Source organism: Pseudomonas sp. GD04158 (genome assembly GCF_029834875.1).
GTDB lineage: Bacteria > Pseudomonadota > Gammaproteobacteria > Pseudomonadales > Pseudomonadaceae > Aquipseudomonas > Aquipseudomonas hydrolytica.
This window is the reverse complement of record NZ_JAODYT010000017.1, coordinates 49,701-72,395: the sequence shown is the minus strand read 5'-3', so window position 1 is coordinate 72,395 and position 22,695 is coordinate 49,701. Positions and strand designations below refer to the sequence as shown.

The following is a 22,695-nucleotide window of genomic DNA, read 5'->3' as shown; positions in this document are numbered from 1 at the left end:
TCAAGTGTGCAGTGACCGCAGCGGCGGCCGGGTGAAATGGTAAAACGCCGCGAGCGGCAGGGCCGTCGCGGCGTTGTCAGGGCGCAGGCAGCATAGCTGATGCGCCCTCTACTGCAAGCGGTCCATGCGGACCGACGATCAGTTGATCTGACCGTGGCAGTGCTTGTACTTCTTGCCCGAACCGCAAGGGCAGGGTTCGTTGCGGCCGACCTTGTTCTCGCTGCGCACCGGCGCGGTGGCGGTGGCGACTGCGCCTTCCTCGGCGCCATCTTGTTCGGCTGCCAGCGCCGATGCTTCGGCATGCTGGAACTGCATGCGCTCGGCCAGTGCTTCGGCCTCGCGACGCAGACGGGCCTCTTCCTCGGCCGGGTCTTCGCGACGCACCTGCACATGGCTGAGCACGCGAATGGTGTCGCGCTTGATCGACTCCAGCAGCTCCTGGAACAGGGCGAAGGACTCGCGCTTGTATTCCTGCTTGGGGTTCTTCTGCGCATAACCGCGCAGGTGGATGCCGTGACGCAGGTGATCCATGGTCGACAGGTGGTCTTTCCACAGATCGTCCAGCACGCGTAGCAGAATCTGCTTCTCGAAGGTGCGCAGGGCCTCGGCACTGGCCTGGGTTTCCTTCTCGTTGTAGGCCGCCACCAGCTCGGCGAGGATGCGCTCGCGCAGGGTCTCCTCGTACAGTTTGTCGTCTTCGTCCAGCCACTGCTGGATCGGCAGCTTCAGGCCGAAATCGCTCTGCAGGGTGGATTCCAGGCCGGCGACGTCCCACTGCTCGGGCATTGATTGCGGCGGAATGTGGCCGTTGATGGCGGCGGTCAGCACTTCCTCGCGGAACTCGGCGATGGTGTCGCCGACGTTCTCGGCAGCCAGCAGGCTGTTGCGCATGTGATAGATCACCTTGCGCTGCTCGTTGGCCACGTCGTCGAATTCGAGCAGCTGCTTACGCATGTCGAAGTTGCGGCCTTCGACCTTGCGCTGGGCCTTCTCGATGGCGTTGGTGACCATGCGGTGCTCGATGGCCTCGCCGGACTGCATGCCCAAGGCCTTCATGAAGTTCTTCACCCGATCCGAGGCGAAGATGCGCATCAGGTTGTCTTCCAGCGACAGGTAGAAGCGGCTGGAGCCCGGGTCACCCTGGCGACCGGCACGACCACGCAGCTGGTTGTCGATACGCCGCGACTCGTGGCGCTCGGAGGCGATCACGTGCAGGCCGCCGGCCTCGATCACCTGCTGGTGACGCTTCTGCCACTCGGTCTTGATCTGCGCGATCTGTTCGTCGGTGGGGTTCTCCAGCGCAGCGACTTCCACTTCCCAGTTGCCGCCGAGGAGGATGTCGGTACCGCGACCGGCCATGTTGGTGGCGATGGTCACCGCGCCCGGGCGGCCGGCCTGGGCGATGATCTCGGCTTCCTTGTCGTGGTACTTGGCATTGAGCACCTTGTGCTCGATCTTTTCCTTCTGCAGTAGCTGGCTGACGTACTCGGAAGTCTCGATCGAGGCGGTACCGACCAGGATCGGCCGGCCCTGGGCCTGGCAGTCCTTGATGTCGGTGATGATCGCCTGGTACTTCTCTTCCTGGGTAAGGTAGACCAGGTCGTTGAAGTCCTTACGGGCGATCGGCTTGTTGGTGGGGATCACCACCACGTCCAGACCGTAGATCTGACGGAACTCGAAGGCCTCGGTATCGGCGGTACCGGTCATGCCGGACAGCTTGTTGTACAGGCGGAAGTAGTTCTGGAAGGTGGTCGAGGCCAGGGTCTGGCTCTCGGCCTGGATGTTCACCCCTTCCTTGGCTTCGATGGCCTGGTGCAGGCCCTCGGACAGGCGACGCCCCGGCATGGTCCGGCCGGTGTGCTCGTCGATCAGGATCACCTGGCCGTTCTGCACGATGTATTCGACGTTGCGGTTGAACAGGGTGTGGGCGCGCAGGCCGGCATAGACGTGAGTCAGCAGGCCGAGGTTGTGCGCGGAATAGAGGCTCTCACCCTCGGCCAGCAGACCGGCAGCGGTGAGCATCTCCTCGACGTACTGGTGGCCGGCTTCGTTGAGCTCGACCTGACGCGATTTCTCGTCGACCTTGTAGTGACCTTCCTGGGTCACCACGCCCTCCTCTTCCTCGATGTGCTGCTTGAGGCGCGGGATCAGGCGGTTGATCTCGATGTACAGCTTGGAGCTGTCCTCGGCCTGACCGGAGATGATCAGCGGCGTACGCGCCTCGTCGATGAGGATCGAGTCCACTTCGTCGATCACGGCGAAGTTCAGTTCGCGCTGGAACTTGTCTTCCAGGCTGAACGCCATATTGTCGCGCAGGTAGTCGAAGCCGAACTCGTTGTTGGTGCCGTAGGTGATGTCGGCAGCGTAGGCGGCACGCTTTTCTTCCGGCGGCTGGAAGGGGGTGACGATGCCCACGGTGAGGCCGAGGAATTCATACAGCGGACGCATCCAGTTGGCGTCGCGGCGGGCCAGGTATTCGTTGACGGTGACCACGTGCACGCCCTTGCCGGACAGTGCGTTGAGGTAGACCGCCAGGGTACCTACGAGGGTCTTGCCCTCACCGGTACGCATCTCGGCGATCTTGCCTTCGTGCAGGGTCATGCCACCGATCAGCTGCACGTCGAAGTGACGCATGCCCATCACGCGCTTGCCGGCCTCACGGGCCACGGCGAAGGCTTCGGCAAGTAACTGATCGAGGGTTTCGCCCTTGGCCAGACGGGCCTTGAACTCTTCGGTCTTGCCACGCAGTTGCTCGTCCGAGAGGGCGATCATCTGCTCTTCGAGGGCGTTGACGGACTGCACCGCCTTGAGCATGCGTTTGACTTCACGCTCATTCTTGCTTCCGAAAAGTTTTTTCAACAGAGGCGCAAACATATCGACAGGATCTTCCGGCGAATGGATGGAGGTCGGCGCAAATCGCGACCTGGCAGCCAGCATGGCTGCGGGCGAAGGGGGCATTCTACCCGGAAAAGCCGGGGAGGAAAGTGACGTTGTCAGCCCATTGCTACCGCGTGATGGCGCAGGCAGCGCCTGCCTCGGCGAGCCAGGCGCAGCGTGCTCCGTTAGATGGGGGCGAATACCCGGGATTCAAGAGGTGACGATTGCCGCCCGCTCACTCGACGCCGTTGGCGCGGGCGATGTACAGCGCCGGATTGACCTGACGGCCATCCTTGCTGACCTCGAAATGCACGTGGTAACCGGTGGAGCGGCCGCTACGACCGACCTTGGCGATGGTCTGGCCACGCTGCACGAGATCGCCGATCTGCACCGTATTGCTCTGGTTGTGGGCATAGAGGGTGACGTAGCCGTCGGCGTGGCTGATCTCCACGGTATTGCCATAACCGCTCTTCTTGCCGGAGAAGGTCACCACGCCAGCGGCCACCGCCACCACGTCGCTACCGGGTTTGGCGGCGAAATCCATCCCCTTGTGCATGCTCGAGCGGCCAGTCAGCGGATGCACGCGGCGCCCAAAGGGAGAAGACACGTAACCTTGCAGAACGGGGCGGCCGGACAGCATCTCCGCCTCGTTCAGACGACGCTCGCCGAGCAGTTGTTCCAGCACTTCCAGCTGCTGCTCGCGGCTCTCCACACGCAGCGCCAGCTCATCCAGTGCGCTCATGAAAGGTGGCGGCGCATAGGCCGAGGCGCCGAGGGCATCTTCCGCGCCGCCCTGCCCGACGCTCAGGGAAAAATCGAACTCGCCGGCGTCCAGCTCGGCCAGTTCGGTCAGACGCTCACCGAGTGCATCGAGTCGGGTCAGGCGCGCCTGCAGTTCGGCGACGTGCACGGCGAAGGCATCGAGCTGGCGCTGCGCATCCAGGCGCACCGCACCGACCTGCTCGCGCTGCTGATCCAGGGCGGCCGCCAGCGACTGATCGGCTATGGGCTCGGCGGTCAGCCACTTGGCCCCCACCGCGGCGCCGGCCCCCAGCGTCAGGCCGAGGAGCAGGAAGACGGCCAGCAGCAGCCAGCGCAGATCGAGATTGATGGTTCGCGCCGAACCATGTCGGCTGTGCAGCAGGATAATGTGCATGGCATCCCCTTCAGGCAGAGCACTGGCCGGCAGCATGCTCTGCTACCATGGCCACTCCGCAACTTAAGGCCTCCTGCCATGACGTTCCGTCCCTTGCCGGCCCAGGCACCCGCTACGCTGCTACGCGAAGCCAAGCCCCTGAAAGCGCTGTTCGGTCAGGCGCAACGCCTGTCCAACCTGCAGCGTCTTGTCGAAAGCCAGCTACAACCAGCCGCCCGGGAGCACTGTCATGTAGCGTCCTGGCGTGACGGCTGTCTGCTATTGATAGTGACCGATGGCCACTGGGCAACACGCCTGCGTTATCAGCAAAAACGACTGCAACGACAACTGCAGGCACTCGAAGAGTTCGCGACCTTAACGAAAATCCTGTTCAAGGTGCAACCTCAAGGCGGGCAAAATCGTGGAACCGGTCGCACCCTGCAGCTGTCCAAGGGCGCCGCACAGAACATCCAGGCCAGTGCCGAAGGTATCCGCGACCCCCGGCTGCGGGCGGCGCTTGAGCGCCTGGCGAGCCATACGCAGAAAGACGAATAGCACCCTCCTTCCATTCGTCGGCAAAGCCGTAGGGTGCGTCCTGTGCAGCGACTCCCTCACGAGCAGCCATAAAAAAGGCCACCCGAAGGTGGCCTCAATTGCATCTGGAAAGAGAGTTCGACTACACGGCCGCTACCGGGCGCATGTAGGAGATCGGCGCGAGCTTGGCGTCCTCGAAGGTCACCATTTCCCAGGCATCGGTCTGCTCGATCAGAGTGCGCAGCAGGCGATTGTTCAGCGCATGCCCCGACTTGAAGCCCTTGAACTCGCCGATCAGGCTGTTACCCAGCAGGTACAGATCGCCGATGGCATCGAGAATCTTGTGTTTGACGAATTCGTCCTCGTAACGCAGGCCGTCTTCGTTGAGCACGCGATACTCGTCGACCACGATGGCGTTTTCCACACTGCCACCGAGCGCCAGGTTCTGCGAACGCAGGAACTCGATGTCACGCATGAAACCAAAGGTGCGGGCCCGGCTGACTTCCTTGACGAAAGACGTGCTGGAGAAATCCACACTGGCGCTCTGCGTGCGATTGCGGAACACGGGGTGATCGAAGTCGATCTCGAAGCTCACCTTGAATCCGTCGAAGGGCACGAAGGTGGCGCGCTTGTCGCCCTCCACCACCGTGACCTCACGCAGGATGCGAATGAACTTCTTCGGCGCTTCCTGCTCCTGCAGGCCAGCGGATTGAATCAGGAATACGAAGGGGCCGGCGCTGCCATCCATGATCGGCACTTCGGATGCGGAGAGCTCGACGTAGGCGTTATCGATGCCCAGGCCTGCCATGGCCGAAAGCAGGTGCTCTACCGTATCCACCTTGACATCACCATTGACCAGGGTGGTCGACATGGTGGTTTCACCGACATTCCCGGCCAGCGCGCGAATTTCCACGATGGGGTCGAGGTCGGTGCGACGGAACACGATGCCGGTATCCACCGGAGCCGGCTTCAGGGTCAGGTAAACCTTTTCCCCCGAATGCAGGCCAACACCGGTGGCACGGATGATGTTCTTCAGGGTGCGTTGTCTGATCATGGCTTGGCCGCTATATCGCTAGTTGCGAACTGTTTTCAACAATGGTCGGGAATGATAGCAGAACCGACCTTTGCTGAACACCAATCACCCTTATACTCCTGATACATTCCATCAATCAGCCTGGCGACGCAGGAAAGCCGGAATATCCAGGTAGTCCAGATCGTCCTGGGTATTGAGCTTGGCTGCAGTGGCCGCGCCGCTGTGGCTCTGGCGCTGCACGGTCGGACGCTCGTAGTCCTTGTAGTTGACCGACTGCTCGCTGCGCGGCTGCGCGGCGGGCTGCTGGGCAACCGGCTGGCTGGCGGCAACCTGCACGGTGTTGTCGATCACCTTGACCGGTTTCTCCATGCGCGCGCCGAGGCCGGTGGCGACCACGGTGACGTGCAGCTCGTCGCGCATGTCGGCGTCGATCACGGTACCGACCTTGACGGTGGCGTGCTCGGAAGCGAACTGCTCGATGATGTTACCCACGTCGGAGTACTCGCCCAGAGACAGATCCGGGCCGGCGGTGATGTTCACCAGGATGCCGCGCGCGCCCTGCAGGTTGACGTCTTCCAGCAGCGGGTTGCGGATAGCGGCTTCGGTGGCCTCGCGAGCACGGTTCGGACCGCTGGCGCAGCCGGTGCCCATCATGGCCATGCCCATCTCGCTCATCACGGTCTTCACGTCGGCGAAGTCGACGTTGATCATGCCCGGACGCTTGATGATGTCGGAAATGCCACGCACCGCGCCGGCCAGCACGTCATCGGCCTTGGCGAAGGCGGACAGCAGGCTGGCATCCTTGCCCAGGATGGTCAGCAGCTTCTCGTTGGGGATGGTGATCAGCGAGTCGACGCTCTCGGCCAGTGCGCGGATGCCTTCGTCGGCGATCTGCATGCGCTTGCGGCCTTCGAACGGGAACGGACGGGTCACCACCGCAACGGTGAGGATGCCCAGCTCCTTGGCCACCTCGGCGATTACCGGCGCGGCGCCGGTACCGGTGCCACCGCCCATGCCGGTGGTGATGAACACCATGTCGGTGCCCGCCAGTACTTCGGCGATGCGCTCGCGATCTTCCAGCGCGGCCTGACGACCGACTTCCGGATTGGCGCCAGCGCCCAGGCCCTTGGTCACGCCCGGGCCGAGCTGCAGCACGGTGCGCGCACCGATGTTCTTCAGCGCCTGCGCATCGGTGTTGGCGCAGATGAACTCGACGCCTTCGATGTTGCTGACCGCCATGTGATTGACTGCGTTGCCGCCGCCACCACCGACACCGATCACTTTGATCACCGCGCTTTGCGGAATGTTATCTACTAGTTCGAACATGATCCCTCTCCTTCCTTTCTAGTTGTAACGCCTACTGCAAATTCAGAAATTGCCTTGCACCCAGCGCTTGATGCGCTCGAGTACCGGGGTCTTGTTTTCGTCCTGGTAAGGACCGTTCACCGACATGGAAATGCCGTCGTTCTGCTTCTGCAGCCCGTACATCAGCAGCCCCACACCGGTGGAATAAATCGGGTTGCGCACCACGTCGGCCATGCCCTTGACGCTGTGCGGCACACCGAGGCGCACGGGCATGTGGAAGATTTCCTCGGCCAGCTCGACCGCGCCTTCCATCTTCGCCGTACCGCCGGTCATGACGATGCCGGCGGGAATCAGATCTTCGTAGCCGCTGCGACGCAGCTCGGCCTGGATCAGGGTGAACAGCTCGTCGTAACGCGGCTCGACCACTTCGGCCAGGGACTGGCGCGACAGGTCGCGCGGCGGGCGATCACCAACGCTGGGCACCTTGATGGTTTCGCCGGCACCGGCCAGCTTGGCCAGGGCGCAGGCATAGCGAATCTTGATCTCTTCGGCGTACTGGGTCGGGGTACGCAGGGCCATGGCGATGTCGTTGGTGACCTGATCACCGGCGATCGGGATCACCGCCGTGTGGCGAATCGCGCCTTCGGTGAAGATGGCGATATCGGTGGTGCCGCCGCCGATGTCCACCAGGCATACGCCCAGTTCCTTCTCGTCCTCGGTCAGTACCGAGTAGGCCGAGGCCAGCTGCTCGAGGATGATGTCGTCGACTTCCAGGCCGCAGCGGCGCACGCATTTTTCGATGTTCTGCGCCGCGTTCACCGCACAGGTCACCACGTGCACCTTAGCCTCCAGACGCACGCCGGACATGCCCAGCGGCTCGCGCACGCCTTCCTGGTTGTCGATCACGTAGTCCTGCGCCAGGGTGTGCAGCACGCGCTGATCCGCCGGGATGGCCACTGCCTGCGCGGCGTCGAGCACACGCTCGATATCAGCACTGCTCACTTCGCGGTCGCGGATGGCGACGATGCCGTGGCTGTTGAGGCTGCGGATGTGATTGCCGGCCACGCCGACGAAGGCCGAGTGGATACGGCAGCCGGCCATCAGCTGCGCCTCTTCCACGGCGCGCTGGATCGAGGCCACGGTGGACTCGATATTGACCACCACGCCCTTCTTCAGCCCGCGCGACGGATGGGTGCCGATACCGACGATCTCCAGCTGGCCGTCGGCCGTCACCTCGCCCACCAGCGCCACCACCTTGGAGGTGCCGATGTCCAGGCCAACGATCATCTTGCCGCTCTGCGCGCTACTCATTAGTCCTGCCTCTCCTCAATTCACTTTCTGCTCGGCCGCGGCCGGCTCCACCGGCTCGCGCCAGGCCACGGCCAGGCCGTTGGCGTAACGCAGGTCGATGCGCGCGATGTTCGCGCTCTGTTCTTTCAGTTCCCGCTCATAGATGGCGGCGAAACGACGCATTTTTTCCACCACGTGATCACGCCCCAGCAGGATGTCGATGCGCTGGCCGCTGGCGTTCTCGGTGGCCGAGAGGAACCAGCTGCCGCGCTCGCGCAACTGCAGCCCGACCACGGTGAAGCCCATCGGCCGCAGCAGCTGACTGAGCATCTGGTATTGCTGCATCACCTTGGGCTGCGCCCGCTGCGGGCCGTACAGCTGCGGCAGATGCTGATAGTTGTCTAGCTCCTGCGGCGCGAAGGCCTGCCCCTGGTTGTTGAGCAGCGCCTCGTCGCCCCAGCGGGCGATGGGCAGTTGCTCTTCCAGACGCACGTCGATCTGGTCCGGCCAGACGCGGCGCACTTCGGCATGGGCGATCCAGGGCATGCGCTCCAGCTCTTCGCGCATGCCGCGCAGATCGGCGCTGAAGAAGCTCGCCTCGATGAACGGCGCGATCCGCCGCTGCACCGCCTGCTGACTGACGTAGGCCAGATCGCCCTGCACGCTGATGCGTGCGATCGGGCGGTCGGCGTAGGGCAGCAGACGCTGCGCACCTTCGTAGGCGCCAAACCCCAGCCCAACCAGCAGCAGCGGCCAGAGCAAACGCCCGACCCAGGAGAAATCCGGCTTGGGCAGACGCAGGCGCATCGGCTCCTTGGCCACCAGGCGGCTGGCGCCACGCGGCGCGGGCTTGCCGCGCAGCGGAGCCCTCAGCGTGTCCTGGTGACGCAAAGCCACGGTCATGACTTAACCCCTCGCCTCGACGCTGTCGGCCAGGATCGCCAGCACCAGCTGCTGGAAGTCCAGACCGGCGGCGCGCGCGGCCATTGGCACCAGGCTGTGATCGGTCATGCCCGGTACGGTGTTCACTTCCAGCAGCCAGAACTGGCCACTGGCATCCTGCATCACGTCTGCACGCGCCCAGCCCTGGGTGCCCACGGCCTCGCAGGCGCGCGCAGTCAGCTCTTTCAGTTCCGCCTCCTTCTCGGCCGAGAGGCCGCAGGGAATGCGGTACTGGGTGTCATCGGCCAGGTACTTGGCGTCGTAGTCGTAGAAGCTGTGCGGCGTGCCCAGGCCAATGGGCGGCAGCACTTCGCCACGCAGCACGGCCACGGTGTACTCGGGGCCGGCGATCCACTGCTCGACCAGTACCTGACTGTCGTAGCGGGCGGCGTCCTGCCAGGCAGCGATCAGCGCCTCGACGCTGTCGACCTTGGCCATGCCGATGCTGGAGCCTTCATGGGCCGGCTTGACGATCAGCGGGAAACCCAGTTCGGCAGCCGCCGCTTCGCAGTCGGCCTGCGAAGTCAGCACGGCGTGACGCGGCGTCGGCAGGCCGAGGCTGTGCCAGACCTGCTTGGTACGCAGCTTGTCCATGGCCAGCGCCGAGGCGAGGATGCCGCTGCCGGTGTAGGGAATGCCGGCGCACTCGAGCAGGCCCTGCATGGAACCATCCTCGCCACCGCGGCCGTGCAGCACGATGAAGGCGCGGTCGATCTTCTCGCTGGCAAGGCGCTGCAGGAAATCATCGCCCACGTCGATGCCGAAGGCGTCCACCCCGGCCGCCTGCAGGGCGCAGAGCACGGCATTGCCGGATTTCAGCGACACCTCGCGCTCGGCGCTCTTGCCGCCGAACAGCACGGCGACGCGACCGAAAGCCTTGGGATCGAGGCTACTGTGCAAACTCATTTCGACTCCCCCACGAACAGCGGGTGCTTGATCAGTTGCGGCGCCACCGCGCCGATATCGCCCGCGCCCTGGCACAGCAGGATGTCGCCGGCACGCAGCAGCGGCTTGAGCAGCGGCGCCAGGTCCACGCCGCGCTCGACATAGATCGGATCGAGCTGGCCGCGCTGGCGGATGCTGTGGCACATCTGCCGGCTGTCGGCACCGGGGATCGGCTCCTCACCGGCCGGGTAGACCTCCACCAGCAGCAGCACGTTGGCTTCGCCGAGCACCTGCACGAAGTCGTCGTACAGATCGCGGGTACGGCTGTAGCGGTGCGGCTGGTAGACCATCACCAGACGGCGCTCCGGCCAACCGCCGCGTACGGCCTTGATCACCGCGGCCACTTCACGCGGGTGATGGCCGTAGTCGTCCACCAGCATCACGCTGCCGCCATCCACCGGCAGTTCGCCGTAGACCTGGAAGCGCCGACCGACGCCCTGGAAGCCCGACAGCCCGGCGACGATGGCGGCATCGTCGATGCCTTCGTCGGTGGCGATGGCGATGGTCGCCAGGGCATTGAGAACGTTGTGATTGCCCGGCATGTTCACCGACACGTCGAGCGGCTCGCAGTCCGGGCGCAGCACGGTGAAGTAGGTGCGCATGCCTTCCTGCCGCACGTTGATCGCGCGCACGTCGGCGTCTTCGGCAAAGCCGTAGGTCACGGTCGGGCGGCCGACCTGCGGCAGCAGCTCGCGCACCACCGGATCGTCCACGCAGAGCACGGCCAGGCCGTAGAACGGCAGGTTGTGCAGGAACTCGATGAAGGTCTTCTTCAGCCTGTTGAAGTCGCCGCCATAGGTGCTCATGTGGTCGGCGTCGATATTGGTGACCACCGAGACCATCGGCTGCAGATGCAGGAAGCTGGCGTCGCTCTCGTCGGCTTCGGCGATCAGGAAGCGGCTGGAGCCGAGCTGGGCATTGGTGCCGGCGGCGTTCAGACGGCCACCGATGACGAAGGTCGGATCGAGACCGCCGGCGGCGAACACCGAGGCCAGCAGGCTGGTGGTGGTGGTCTTGCCATGGGTGCCGGCCACCGCGATGCCGTGGCGGTAGCGCATCAGCTCGGCGAGCATCTCGGCACGCGGCACCACCGGAATGCGCCGCTCCAGGGCGGTGGCGACCTCCGGGTTGCTGGTGTTGACCGCGCTGGACACCACCAGCACATCGGCCTGCTCGGCGTTCTCGGCAGCGTGGCCGATGAAGATCTTCGCACCGAAGCTTTCCAGACGCTCGGTCACCGCCGAGGCCTTGAGATCGGAGCCGGACACTTCGTAACCCAGGTTCAGCAGCACCTCGGCGATACCGCACATGCCAACGCCGCCGATACCGACGAAATGGATACGGCGGATACGGCGCATGCGCCGTACTTCGGCCTTGACCGCGGCAGGCGACTTAGCCACGCATCACCTCCTGACAGATGTCCACCACCGTGCGGGTGGCATCGGGCTTGGCCAGACGGCGCGCGGTGGCGCCCATGACATTGAGTTTTTCCAGGTGCATCAGAACCTCGGTGAGCTGCGCGGCGAGCTTGGCCGCGTCAGTGGCATGTTGCGGGAGAAGGACGGCGGCGCCCTCCTTCGCCAGGTATTCGGCATTGCGGCTCTGGTGATCGTCGATGGCGTGCGGCAGCGGCACGAGAAACGACGGCAGGCCGGCGGCGGCCAGTTCGCTGACGGTGAGCGCGCCGGCGCGGCAGATCACCAGATCGGCCCAGCCGTAGGCGCGCGCCATGTCCTTGATGAAGGGCGCGACCTCGGCTTCGACCGCAGCATCGCGATAACGCTCCGCAGTGACCTCTGCGTGCTGCTTGCCGGCCTGGTGGAACACCTGCGGACGCAACTCGGCCGGCAGTTCGGCCAGCGCGGCAGGCAGCAGCTTGTTCAACGGCTCGGCGCCCAGGCTACCGCCCAGCACCAGCAATTTCGGCTTGCGCCCGACCAGCGGCTCGCGCGGCGTTTCCAGAAACAGCTCCTCACGCACCGGGTTGCCGGTGGTGCGCCGCTTGTCGGAAGCGCCGAAGGTATTCGGGAAGGCTTCGCAGATGCGCGTGGCGATACGCGACAGCAGACGATTGGCGGTACCAGCGACGGCGTTCTGCTCGTGGATAACCAGCGGCACGCCGGCCAGGCGCGCGGCCAGACCACCAGGCCCGGTGACGTAGCCGCCCATGCCGAGCACGCAGACCGGCTGCAGCTCACGCACGATGCGGCGCGCCTGCAGCAGCGAGCGCAGGAGCTGGAACGGCGCCTTGAGCAGCGACAGCTTGCCCTTGCCGCGCAGACCGCTGACGTTGATCAGGTGCAGCGGCAGACCAGCCTGTGGCACCAGCTCGTTCTCGATGCCGCGCGGCGTGCCCAGCCAGTGCACGGCATAACCGCGAGTCTGGAACTCGCGCGCGCAGGCCAGCGCCGGGAATACGTGGCCGCCGGTGCCGCCGGCCATGATCAGCACGTTACCGCGCATGACTGGCCTCCTCGGCGAAGTCCGCTTCGGTGAAGTCCACGTCTTCGTTGCCCAGCACGTTGCGCCGCTCCCACTCGATGCGCAGCAGCAGCGCCAGGCTGACGCAGCAGATCACCAGCGACGAGCCGCCGTAGCTGAGGAACGGCAGGGTCAGGCCCTTGGTCGGCAGCAGACCGGTGTTCACGCCGATGTTGATCAGGAACTGACCGATCCACAGGAAGGCCAGACCGTAGGCCACATAGGCGGAGAAGAACTGCTTGGCCTTTTCCGCCCACAGCCCGATGTACAGCGCACGCACGCTGACGAAGACGAACAGCCCCAGGGTAGCGAGCGCGCCAACCAGACCAAGCTCCTCGGCCAGCACCGAGAAGACGAAGTCGGTGTGCGCTTCCGGCAGGTAGAACTGCTTCTGAATGCTGTTGCCCAGGCCGACGCCGAACCATTCGCCGCGGCCGAAGGCGATCAGCGCCTGGGTCAGCTGATAGCCGGAGCCGTACTGGTCGGCCCAGGGATCGGTAAAGGTGATCAGACGCTGCAGGCGGTACTCCTGGGTCTGCACCAGGACGAACACTGCGCCAACCGCCAGCGCCACCATCAGACCGAAGCGCAGCATGCCGACGCCGCCGAGGAACAGCATGGCCATGGCCGAGCCCATCATCACCACGGTGGCGCCGAAGTCCGGCTCCAGCAGCAGCAGGCCCGCCATCGGCAGCAACACGACGAAGGGCTTGAAGAAGCCGGCCCAGCTCTCGCGTACCTCTTCCTGACGGCGTACCAGGTAGCCGGCCAGATAGACCACCACGAAGACCTTGGCGATCTCCGAGGGCTGCACGTTGAATGCACCGAAACCGATCCAGCGCCGCGCACCGTTGACCTCGCGGCCGATGCCGGGAATCAGCACCAGCACCAGCAAAGCGAAAGCAGCCAGCAGCATCATCCAGCCGTAACGCTGCCAGAAGCTCATGGGAATCAGCAGCACCACACCCGCCGCACCCAGCCCGACGATCAGGTAAATCAGGTGGCGAATCATGTGGTACAGCGGGTTGCCCGACAGCGCTGCAGCCACCTCGGAGGACGCCGAGGTGATCATCACCAGGCCCAGCCCCAGCAGGCCCAGGCAACCGGCGAGCATCGGAAAGTCGACGTCGAGGCCGCGGCCGAGCAGTGGCGAGGGACGTACGTGGAGGAAGGCCAGCATCAGACGAGCCCTCCCACGGCCTGGGCGAACAGACGCCCGCGCTCTTCGAAATTCTTGAACATGTCCAGGCTGGCGCAGGCCGGCGACAGCAGCACGGCATCGCCGGCCTCTGCCAGTTCGCTGCAACGCTGCACCGCTTCGTCCAGGGTTGTCACGCGCACCAGTGGCGCGGCATCGCCCAGAGCAGCGGCGATCAGCTCGGCATCGCGACCGAGCAGCACCACCGCGCGGCAGAATCGCGCCACCGGCGCCTTCAGCGCGGAGAAGTCGGCGCCCTTGCCGTCGCCACCGGCGATCAGCACCAGCTTGCCGGCGATATCGGCACCGAGGCCTTCGATGGCCGCCAGCGCGGCACCGACGTTGGTGGCCTTGGAATCATCGTAATAATTGACCCCGGCGCGCTCGCCGACCCACTGGCAGCGATGCGGCAATCCGGCGAACTGGCGCAGGGTGGCGAGCATGGCTTCCATCGGCAGGCCAGCGGCATGGCCGAGCGCCAGCGCCGCCAGGGCGTTGGACTGATTGTGCGCGCCGCGGATCTTCAGCTCGCTCACCGGCAGCAGCGCTTCGAAGCGAAACGCCAGGGACTTCTCGCCGTTTTCCTCGAGCAGACCGAAGCGTTTGAAGTCCGGTTTGCCCAGGCCGAATTCCCAGCAGGTCACCTGATCGGCGATCAGCGGACGCGACAGGGCGTCGTCGCGGTTGACCACCACCTGACGCGCGCCGCGGAAGATGCGGTGCTTGGCCAGGTGATAGGCCGGCAGACCGCTGTAGCGATCCATGTGGTCTTCGCTGATGTTCAGGCAGGTGGCCACTTCGGCGTTGAGCTGATCGGTAGTCTCCAGCTGGAAGCTGGACAGCTCCAGCACGTACAGCTCGACATCGTCGGCCAGCAGATCCAGTGCCGGCGTGCCGAGGTTGCCGCCGACGGCGACGCGCTTGCCGGCTGCAGCGGCCATTTCGCCGACCAGGGTGGTAACGGTGCTCTTGGCATTGGAGCCGGTGATGGCCACGATCGGCGCCTTGGCGTGGCGCGCGAACAGATCGATATCGCCGGACAGCTTGACCCCGCGCGCGGCGGCCGCGGCCAGGGCTGGCGTGGAAATGGCCAGGCCCGGGCTCACGTAAAGCTCCGAGGCGCGGCAGAGGAACTCCACGTCCAGCTCGCCGCAACGCACTTCCACCTGCGGGTAGTCACGCTTGAGCGTTTCCAGCTCCGGCGGGTTCGCGCGCGTGTCGGCCACGGCGAAGCGCACGCCCTGCTGCGCCAAAAAGCGCACCAGGGACATGCCGCTCTTGCCGAGGCCGACAACGATGCGGAACTGGTCGGAAGCGATCAGGGTCACGCTCTATTACCTCAGTTTCAGGGTGGCCAGGCCGATCAGCACGAGAATCACGGTGATGATCCAGAAGCGGACGATCACGCGCGGCTCGGGCCAGCCCTTGAGTTCGAAATGGTGGTGGATCGGCGCCATGCGAAACACGCGCTTGCCGGTCAGCTTGAAGCTGGCGACCTGGATGATCACCGACAGGGTTTCCATCACGAACACGCCGCCCATGATGAACAGCACCACTTCCTGGCGCACGATCACGGCGATGGTGCCCAGCGCGGCGCCGAGCGCCAGCGCACCGACGTCGCCCATGAAGACCTGCGCCGGGTAGGTGTTGAACCACAGAAAGCCCAGGCCGGCGCCCACCAGCGCGGCGCAGAACACGATCAGCTCACCGGCGCCCGGCACGTAAGGAATCAGCAGGTACTCGGCGAAATTCACGTTACCCGACAGGTAGCAGAACACCGCCAGCGCACCCGCCACCATCACCGTGGGCAGAATCGCCAGGCCGTCGAGGCCGTCGGTCAGGTTCACCGCATTGCTCGAGCCGACGATGACGAAATAGGTCAGCACCACGAAACCGATGCCCAGCGGGATGCTGACGTCCTTGAGCAGCGGCAGGATCAGGGTGGTCTCCACCGGGCTCTGCGCGGTCATGTAGAGGAAGATCGCTGCGGCCAGGCCGAACACCGACTGCCAGAAGTACTTCCAGCGGCTCGGCAGGCCGCGCGAGTTCTTCTCGATTACCTTGCGGTAGTCGTCGACCCATCCGATGGCGCCGAACAGCAGGGTCACGGCCAGCACCACCCACACGTAGCGGTTGGACAGGTCGGCCCAGAGCAGGGTGCTCACGGCGATGGCAGTGAGAATCAGCGCACCGCCCATGGTCGGTGTGCCTTTCTTCGACAGGTGCGACTGCGGACCATCGTTGCGCACCGCCTGGCCGATCTGACGCACCTGCAGGGTGCGGATCATCCAGGGCCCGAGCCACAGCGACAGGGCCAGGGCGGTGAGCACGCCGAGGATGCCGCGCAGGGTCAAGTACTGAAAGACCGCGAAGCCCTTGTGGAACTGTTGCAGGTACTCCGCCAGCAGCAGCAGCATTTAGTGAATCTCCCCAGATACGCCACACAGCGCGGCCACGACCTTGTCCATGGCAGCGCTGCGTGAACCCTTGATTAGTAGTGTGCTGCCGGCCTGTTCGGCACGAAGTGCTTCGATCAGTTCGGCCTGGTCGACGAAGTGACGGCCTTTTGAGCCGAACTCCTCGACAGCGAAGCGCATCAGCGGACCGACCGCATAGAGCGCGTCGACCTTGCCGGCGGCATGGCGGCCGACATCGCGGTGGCCCTGTTCGGCCCACTCGCCCAGCTCGCCCATGTCTCCCAGCACCAGAACGGTGCGACCGGAGAAGCCGGCGAGTATATCCACCGCCGCGCACATCGACACGGGGTTGGCGTTGTAACTGTCATCGATCACCCGCATGCCGTTCGGCGCCAGCTGCGCTACGGCGCGGCCTTTGACCGGTTGCAGGTTTTCCAGGCCCTTGGCCATGGCGACCAACGGCAGGCCCAGGGCATGGGCGGCGGCGCAGGCGGCCACGGCGTTGGCCACGTTGTGCTCGCCCAGCAGATTGAGCTGAATGCGCACGCTACCGACCGGGCTACGCAAGGTGAAGCCCTGGCAACCGCGCTCGTCGCGGGCCAGGTCGCTGCCGTGGAAGTCGGCCCGGGTGTCGCGCAAGGCGAAGCTCAGGACCTGATGACCGGCGGCGCGACGCTGCCAGGTGGAAAAGGCCTTGTCGTCCAGATTCAGTACGGCCACGCCGTCCTGCGCCAGGCCTTCGAGAATCTCGCCCTTGGCCTGGACGATCTTCTCCGGCCCGCCGAACTCGCCGACATGGGCATTGCCGGCATTGGTGATGATGGTCACCTGCGGACGGGTCAGGCTGACGGTGTAGGCGATCTCGCCGACATGGTTGGCGCCCAGCTCGATTACCCCGGCGCGGTGCTCCGGCGCCAGTTCGAGCAGGGTCAGCGGCGCGCCCAGATCATTGTTGAGATTACCGCGGGTGGCCAGCACCGCGCCGTTCAGGCCGGCGCGCAGAATGGCGGCGAGCATCTCCTTGACGCTGGTCTTGCCGCTGGAGCCGGTCACGGCAGCCAGCGGGCCGGTGAATGCCTGACGGTTCAATGCCCCTAGCTGCCCAAGGGCCAGGCGGGTATCGGCCACCAGCAGTTGCGGCAGCGGCGCATTGGCCACTTCACGCTCGACCAGCGCGGCAACCGCGCCCTTGGCGGCAACCTCGGCCAGGTAGTCATGGCCGTCGAAACGCGGCCCGGTCAGCGCCACGAACAACTGGCCAGGGGCGATGGTACGGCTGTCGGTGCCGACGGCGGAGAAGGCGACGTCGTCGCCGATCAGGCGCGCGCTGAGATCAGCCGCTATTTCGCTGAGCAGCCAGGGCTTAAGCATGGGCCGCCCCCCAGGCCGCCAGGGCCTCGTTCGCTTCGATCAGGTCGGAGAAGGGATGGCGCACGCCCATGATCTCCTGGTAATCCTCGTGGCCCTTGCCGGCCAGCACCAGTACGTCGGCGGCCTCGGCCTGGGCGATCAGGCGGGCGATGGCATCGCCACGGCCGTGAATGAACTGCACCTGCTCCGGCGCGCAGAAGCCGGCACGGATATCCGCGACGATCTGCGCCGGATCTTCGCTGCGCGGGTTGTCGTCGGTCACCCACACCACATCGGCCAGGCGCTCGGCCACCGCTGCCATCAGCGGGCGCTTGCCGCGGTCACGGTCACCGCCGCAGCCGAACAGGCAGAGCAGACGACCCTGCACATGGGGGCGCATCGCCTCGAGCACCTTTTCCAGGGCATCCGGCGTGTGGGCGTAATCCACCACCACCAGCGGCTTGTCGCCACCACCCAGGCGCTGCATGCGGCCGGCCGGCCCCTGCAGTTGCGGCAGCACCTTGAGGATTTCGTCCAGGCCATAGTCCATGCCCAGCAGCGCACCGACCACCGCCAGCAGATTGCTCAGATTGAAACGGCCAAGCAGGTTGCTGCGCAGGACGCCCTCGCCCCGCGGCGTGACCAGGCGCGCGCGCACGCCGTGATCGTCGAACTGCGCTTCGCTGCAATAAAGGAAGGCGCTGGCGTCGCTCAGGCTGTAGCCGATAAGCCGCGAGTCATGCGCCTGCTGCGCCAGCTCCCGGCCGAAGGCGTCATCCAGATTGATCACCCGGCAACGCAGGTTCGGCCAGGCGAACAGCTTGGCCTTGGCGGCGCCATAGGCCTCCATGCTGCCGTGGTAATCGAGGTGATCGCGCGACAGGTTGGTGAACACCGCCACGTCGAACTCCAGCGCCGCGACGCGGCCCTGATCCAGACCATGGGAGGAAACCTCCATGGCCACGGCACGCGCACCGGCCTGCTTGAGCGAGGCCAGGGTGGCCTGCACGCCGACCGGATCGGGCGTGGTGTGCTTGCCCTGCTCCAGCGCGCCATGGAAGCCGGTGCCCAGGGTACCGACGATGCCGCAGCGTTCGCCGAGCAGATCCAAGGCCTGCGCCAGCAGCTGGCTGACGCTGGTCTTGCCGTTGGTGCCGGTGACGCCGATCAGATGCAGAGCGCGGCTCGGCTCACCGTAGAAGCGTCCGGCAATGGCAGAAAGCTGGCCAGCCAGCCCCTTGACCGGTACCAGCACAGCACTTTCAGCATGCATGGGTGCAGCGCCTTCGGCTTCGAAGGCGACGGCGGCGGCGCCACGCGCCACGGCATCGGCGATATGCACGCGGCCGTCCTGCTGGGTACCCGGCACGGCCAGGAACAGATCGCCCGGACGCACCTTGCGGCTGTCCAGGGTCAGTTCACGAATCAGCACGCCGCTCTCGGCGGCTGGCAACAATTGATTGAGTGGCATGGGCATCAGTTGCGCCCTCCTTGGCCAACGGCCGCCATCTTCTGCTCGGGCGGCGGCAGGTTGTCCGGCGCGATGTTCATCAGGCGCAGCGAACCGGCCATCACCCGGCTGAATACCGGTGCGGAGATCAGGCCACCGTAATAGGCGCCCTTGCCGGGCTCGTCGACCACCACCACCATGGCGATGCGCGGGTTCTGTGCCGGGGCGAAGCCGGCGAACAGCGAACGGTAGGAATTGGCCTGGTAGCCCTTGGTGCCGACACTGGTCTTGCGCGCCGTGCCGCTCTTGCCGGCCACGTGGTAGCCCGGCACCTGCGCACGCACGGCCCCGCGCGGGGACTCGATGACCTGTTGCAACATGCCCTGCAGGGTCTTGGCCACTTCGGGCGGCACCACCTGCATCGAGCCAGGCGTGTCGTCCACGCGGATCATCGACAGCGGCACCATGCCGCCGCCGTTGCCTAGTGCGGCGTAGGCGTGGGCCAGCTGCACCGCGGTCACCGACAGACCGTAGCCGTAGGACAGCGTGGCGGTCTCCGCCTGGCGCCACTGGCGGTGGTTGGGCAGATTGCCGACGCGCTCGCCGGGGAAACCCAGGCCGGTATCACGGCCGAAGCCCAGCTTGCTGAACACTTGGTAGAGCTGCTCGCCGCCGACGTCGAAGGCGATCTTGCTCATGCCGACGTTGCTGGAGTTGATCAGGATGCCGGTGAGATCCAGCGCCGGCCCCTGGGTACGGGAGACGTCGCGAATGCTGTAGCGGCCGATCTGCAGCGTACCGTTGCCCACCTGCACGATGTCGCTGGGCTTCCAGCGACCGGTTTCCAGCGCAGCGGCCATCGACAGCGGCTTGATGGTCGAGCCGGGCTCGAACACGTCGATCATCGCCCGGTTGCGCATGGCCGCCGGAGTGAGGTTGCGGCGGTTGTTCGGGTTGTAGGTGGGATGGTTGACCATCGCCAGCACTTCGCCGGTCTTGACGTCGACCATCACCAGGCTGCCGGCCTTGGCATCGTGCTCGAGCAAGGCATTGCGCAGCTCGCGATGCGCCAGATACTGCAGGCGCAGGTCGATGGACAGGGCCAGCGCCTTGCCGGCCTTGGCATTCTGCGCAACCTGCACGTCCTTGATCAGCTTGCCGCGACGGTCCTTGAGCACCTGACGCTTGCCCGGCACGCCAGCCAGCCATTCTTCGTAAGCCAGCTCCATGCCCTCGCGACCGCGGTCGTCGATATCGGTAAAGCCGACCACATGAGCAGCCACTTCGCCGGCCGGGTAGAAACGGCGGAATTCCTCGATGGCGTACACGCCCGGCACCTTCAGATCGAGCACGCTCTGGCCTTTCTCCGGCGTCAGGCCACGCACCAGGTACATGAACTCGCGTTCCTTGTTCTGCTCCAGGCGGGCGGCGAAGTTGGCCGGATCCTGCCCCAGCGCCGCAGCCAGCACCGGCCATTGGGCGCGACCGGCCTGCAGCTCCTTGCCATTGGCCCACAGGGTGGTGACCGGCGTACTGACCGCCAGCGGCTCGCCGTTGCGATCGGTGATCAGGCCACGATGCGCAGGAATCGGGATATGCCGCACGCTACGGGCATCGCCATGCGCCTTGAGGAAATCATGGTCCAGCACCTGCAGGTCGAGCATGCGCCAGGCGATGGCGCCCACCATCAGCGCGAGCAGCACCAGCACCAGGCGAAAACGCCAGGGATAGAGCGCGCCTTCGAGACCGATCATGGCCGCACCATGCGCACGTCGGCGGGATCGGGGATGTGCATCTTCAGGCGCTCGGTGGCTAGTGCCTCGATGCGGTTATGCGCGGTCCAGGTGCTCTGTTCGAGAATCAGCCGGCCCCACTCGGCCTGCGCCTTGTCGCGCTCGCTCAGCTCGCCGTACAGCTCGTTGAGCAGCAGACGATTCCAGTGCGCGCTGTAGGACACCGCGACCGCGGACACCAGAATGGCGATGAACAACAGCAGCATCAGGAAGCTGCCGTTGGGCATGGATTTGATCAGCCGGCGGCTCACCGCAATTTCTCCGCGATGCGCATCACCGCGCTGCGCGAGCGCGGATTGGCCTTGAGCTCGGCGTCACCGGCGTAGACCGGCTTGCCGATCAGCTTCAGACGCGGCTCGAACGCCTTGGGGATGATCGGCAGGTCGCGCGGCAGCTTGTCCGCCTCGCCCTTGGCCTGACGCTTCATGAACTGCTTGACGATACGGTCTTCCAGCGAGTGGAAGCTGATCACCACCAGGCGACCACCGACCTCCAGCGCCTCCAGCGCCGCATCGAGACCGCGCTCGAGATCACCGAGCTCGTTGTTGATGTAGATGCGGATGCCCTGAAAAGCGCGGGTGGCCGGATTCTTGCCCTTTTCCCAGGCCGGGTTGGCCTCGGTCAGCACCTTGGCCAGATCGGCGGTGCGGGTGAAGGGTTGCTGCTCGCGGCGCTGCACCACGGCCCGCGCCATGCGCTTGGCGAAACGCTCCTCGCCGTAATCCTTGAGCACGCGGGCGATTTCGTCTTCTTCCGCGGTGGCGATCCAGTCAGCGGCACTGACGCCGACATCCGGATTCATGCGCATGTCCAGCGGGCCGTCATTGAGGAAGCTGAAACCACGCTCGGGATCATCCAGCTGCGGCGAGGACACGCCGAGGTCCAGCAGGATGCCGGAGACCTGACCGGAAATGCCGCGGACAACAGCCTCGTCGCCGAGTTCCGCAAAACTGCGCTGTACAACGACAAAGCGGCCGTCTTCGGCCGCCAATGCTTCCCCGGTGGCTATTGCCAGAGGATCCTTGTCGAACCCCAGGAGCCGCCCACCTGGCCCGAGCTTGTGCAGGATCAGCCGGCTGTGCCCGCCACGCCCGAAAGTGCCATCGATGTAGCAGCCATCGGCGCGCACGGCGAGCCCCTCGACGGCCTCGTCGAGCAGCACGGTGATATGGCGCAAGGTGCTATCGGTCATGGTCACAGGATCAGGTCACGCAAGTCATCGGAAAGGGCGCCGGGCTGCTTGATGGCAGCGAGGTCGGCTTCGGCTACGGCATTCCAGGCATCTTCATCCCAGAGTTGAAACTTGTTCAGCTGACCGACGAGCATCGCCCGCTTGTCCAGCTTGGCGTACTCGCGCAGGCGTGGCGGCACCAGGAAACGGCCACTGGCATCCAGCTCGAGGTCGACGGCATTACCGATCAGCAAACGCTGCAGGCGACGGTTCTCTTCACGAAACGAAGCCAGTTCGCGCAGCTTGTTTTCGATCAGTTCCCATTCGGCCAGGGGATAAACGCAAAGGCAGGGGTCAACGGCGTCGATGGTCACGATGAGCTGGCCATTGCAACGCGCAACGAGCTCGTCACGATACCGACTCGGCATCGCGAGGCGCCCTTTGGCGTCGAGACTGATGGCGTTAGCTCCGCGAAACACGGCTGCGCTTCCCCTGTAATTAGCTTTCCCTGCCCAAAAAAACCCACTTCATGCCACTTCTCACCACTTGCGCACACTATAGGAACGCCCATACCCCACCGTCAAGGCGCGCCAGAAGGGAAAAATCCTTACAGGACGGAGATTTAGCGAATTAAAGGGAGGGAAAAAGCGATGACCGAAGCGGCAAATGGCACACAAAATCCTGCCAATCCAGCGAGCTGAAAATCGAAGTTAAAGTAGTTTCTTAAGAGTAAGATTTTTTCGGTATCAGACGAGCGGGAAATAGAAGCGCGAA

The 22,695-nt window shown here is 65.0% G+C and carries 19 protein-coding genes; 1 reads left to right on the top strand and 18 read right to left on the bottom strand.

Annotation, left to right across the window (positions count from 1 at the left end; all coding sequences use genetic code 11):
* Window positions 1–138: 138 nt before the first annotated feature.
* On the bottom strand, window positions 139–2,874 hold the full coding sequence (gene secA / locus N7333_RS09500; protein WP_129484009.1) for a preprotein translocase subunit SecA: 2,736 nt from the start codon (window positions 2,872–2,874) through the stop codon (window positions 139–141).
* Window positions 2,875–3,112: 238 nt separating this feature from the next.
* Window positions 3,113–4,033 (bottom strand): M23 family metallopeptidase, encoded by a 921-nt coding sequence (locus N7333_RS09495; protein ID WP_011921031.1) that lies wholly within the window; start codon window positions 4,031–4,033, stop codon window positions 3,113–3,115.
* A gap of 78 nt (window positions 4,034–4,111) precedes the next feature.
* On the opposite strand from N7333_RS09495, the gene N7333_RS09490 reads away from it, so the two are divergent.
* Window positions 4,112–4,567 carry a DciA family protein gene (locus N7333_RS09490; protein ID WP_003242996.1) on the top strand — a complete coding sequence of 152 codons (456 nt, stop codon included), beginning with the start codon at window positions 4,112–4,114 and terminating at the stop codon, window positions 4,565–4,567.
* Window positions 4,568–4,688: 121 nt separating this feature from the next.
* Here N7333_RS09490 and lpxC read toward each other — a convergent pair whose 3' ends face one another.
* The 16 genes from lpxC to mraZ form a co-directional block, all read right to left on the bottom strand.
* A complete protein-coding gene (lpxC, locus tag N7333_RS09485; RefSeq protein WP_003242994.1) occupies window positions 4,689–5,600 on the bottom strand; it encodes a UDP-3-O-acyl-N-acetylglucosamine deacetylase in 912 nt (303 codons plus the stop codon).
* Between the two features lie 111 nt (window positions 5,601–5,711).
* Window positions 5,712–6,905 (bottom strand): cell division protein FtsZ, encoded by a 1,194-nt coding sequence (gene ftsZ / locus N7333_RS09480; protein ID WP_003242992.1) that lies wholly within the window; start codon window positions 6,903–6,905, stop codon window positions 5,712–5,714.
* A 42-nt stretch (window positions 6,906–6,947) separates the two neighbouring features.
* A complete protein-coding gene (ftsA, locus tag N7333_RS09475) occupies window positions 6,948–8,195 on the bottom strand; it encodes a cell division protein FtsA (protein ID WP_003242991.1) in 1,248 nt (415 codons plus the stop codon).
* Between the two features lie 15 nt (window positions 8,196–8,210).
* A complete protein-coding gene (locus tag N7333_RS09470; RefSeq protein WP_011921030.1) occupies window positions 8,211–9,077 on the bottom strand; it encodes a cell division protein FtsQ/DivIB in 867 nt (288 codons plus the stop codon).
* Window positions 9,078–9,080: 3 nt separating this feature from the next.
* Entirely contained in the window at window positions 9,081–10,022 is a 942-nt protein-coding gene (locus N7333_RS09465; protein ID WP_129484011.1) for a D-alanine--D-alanine ligase, read from the bottom strand.
* A complete protein-coding gene (gene murC / locus N7333_RS09460) occupies window positions 10,019–11,419 on the bottom strand; it encodes a UDP-N-acetylmuramate--L-alanine ligase (RefSeq protein ID WP_230089781.1) in 1,401 nt (466 codons plus the stop codon). The genes N7333_RS09465 and murC overlap by 4 nt, the downstream gene beginning before the upstream one ends.
* A gap of 34 nt (window positions 11,420–11,453) precedes the next feature.
* Window positions 11,454–12,524 carry an undecaprenyldiphospho-muramoylpentapeptide beta-N-acetylglucosaminyltransferase gene (murG, locus tag N7333_RS09455; RefSeq protein WP_003242984.1) on the bottom strand — a complete coding sequence of 357 codons (1,071 nt, stop codon included), beginning with the start codon at window positions 12,522–12,524 and terminating at the stop codon, window positions 11,454–11,456.
* Window positions 12,514–13,722, bottom strand: a complete 1,209-nt coding sequence (gene ftsW, locus N7333_RS09450; RefSeq protein WP_003242982.1) for a putative lipid II flippase FtsW — start codon at window positions 13,720–13,722, stop codon at window positions 12,514–12,516. The genes murG and ftsW overlap by 11 nt, the downstream gene beginning before the upstream one ends.
* Window positions 13,722–15,068, bottom strand: a complete 1,347-nt coding sequence (gene murD, locus N7333_RS09445; protein WP_129484013.1) for a UDP-N-acetylmuramoyl-L-alanine--D-glutamate ligase — start codon at window positions 15,066–15,068, stop codon at window positions 13,722–13,724. Before murD ends, ftsW begins: the two co-directional genes overlap by 1 nt.
* A gap of 6 nt (window positions 15,069–15,074) precedes the next feature.
* On the bottom strand, window positions 15,075–16,157 hold the full coding sequence (gene mraY, locus N7333_RS09440) for a phospho-N-acetylmuramoyl-pentapeptide-transferase (protein WP_003242979.1): 1,083 nt from the start codon (window positions 16,155–16,157) through the stop codon (window positions 15,075–15,077).
* Complete coding sequence (murF, locus tag N7333_RS09435) at window positions 16,158–17,528, bottom strand: UDP-N-acetylmuramoyl-tripeptide--D-alanyl-D-alanine ligase (protein ID WP_129484015.1); 1,371 nt, start codon at window positions 17,526–17,528, stop codon at window positions 16,158–16,160.
* On the bottom strand, window positions 17,521–18,984 hold the full coding sequence (locus N7333_RS09430; protein ID WP_129484017.1) for a UDP-N-acetylmuramoyl-L-alanyl-D-glutamate--2,6-diaminopimelate ligase: 1,464 nt from the start codon (window positions 18,982–18,984) through the stop codon (window positions 17,521–17,523). Before N7333_RS09430 ends, murF begins: the two co-directional genes overlap by 8 nt.
* Window positions 18,984–20,711 carry a penicillin-binding protein 2 gene (locus N7333_RS09425; RefSeq protein ID WP_279858735.1) on the bottom strand — a complete coding sequence of 576 codons (1,728 nt, stop codon included), beginning with the start codon at window positions 20,709–20,711 and terminating at the stop codon, window positions 18,984–18,986. Before N7333_RS09425 ends, N7333_RS09430 begins: the two co-directional genes overlap by 1 nt.
* Window positions 20,708–21,001: a cell division protein FtsL gene (gene ftsL, locus N7333_RS09420; RefSeq protein ID WP_129484019.1), complete on the bottom strand. Its 294-nt coding sequence runs from the start codon at window positions 20,999–21,001 to the stop codon at window positions 20,708–20,710. Before ftsL ends, N7333_RS09425 begins: the two co-directional genes overlap by 4 nt.
* Window positions 20,998–21,942 carry a 16S rRNA (cytosine(1402)-N(4))-methyltransferase RsmH gene (rsmH, locus tag N7333_RS09415; protein ID WP_129484021.1) on the bottom strand — a complete coding sequence of 315 codons (945 nt, stop codon included), beginning with the start codon at window positions 21,940–21,942 and terminating at the stop codon, window positions 20,998–21,000. The genes ftsL and rsmH overlap by 4 nt, the downstream gene beginning before the upstream one ends.
* Before the next feature lie 2 nt (window positions 21,943–21,944).
* A complete protein-coding gene (gene mraZ / locus N7333_RS09410; RefSeq protein ID WP_003242968.1) occupies window positions 21,945–22,400 on the bottom strand; it encodes a division/cell wall cluster transcriptional repressor MraZ in 456 nt (151 codons plus the stop codon).
* Between the last annotated feature and the right edge of the window lie 295 nt (window positions 22,401–22,695).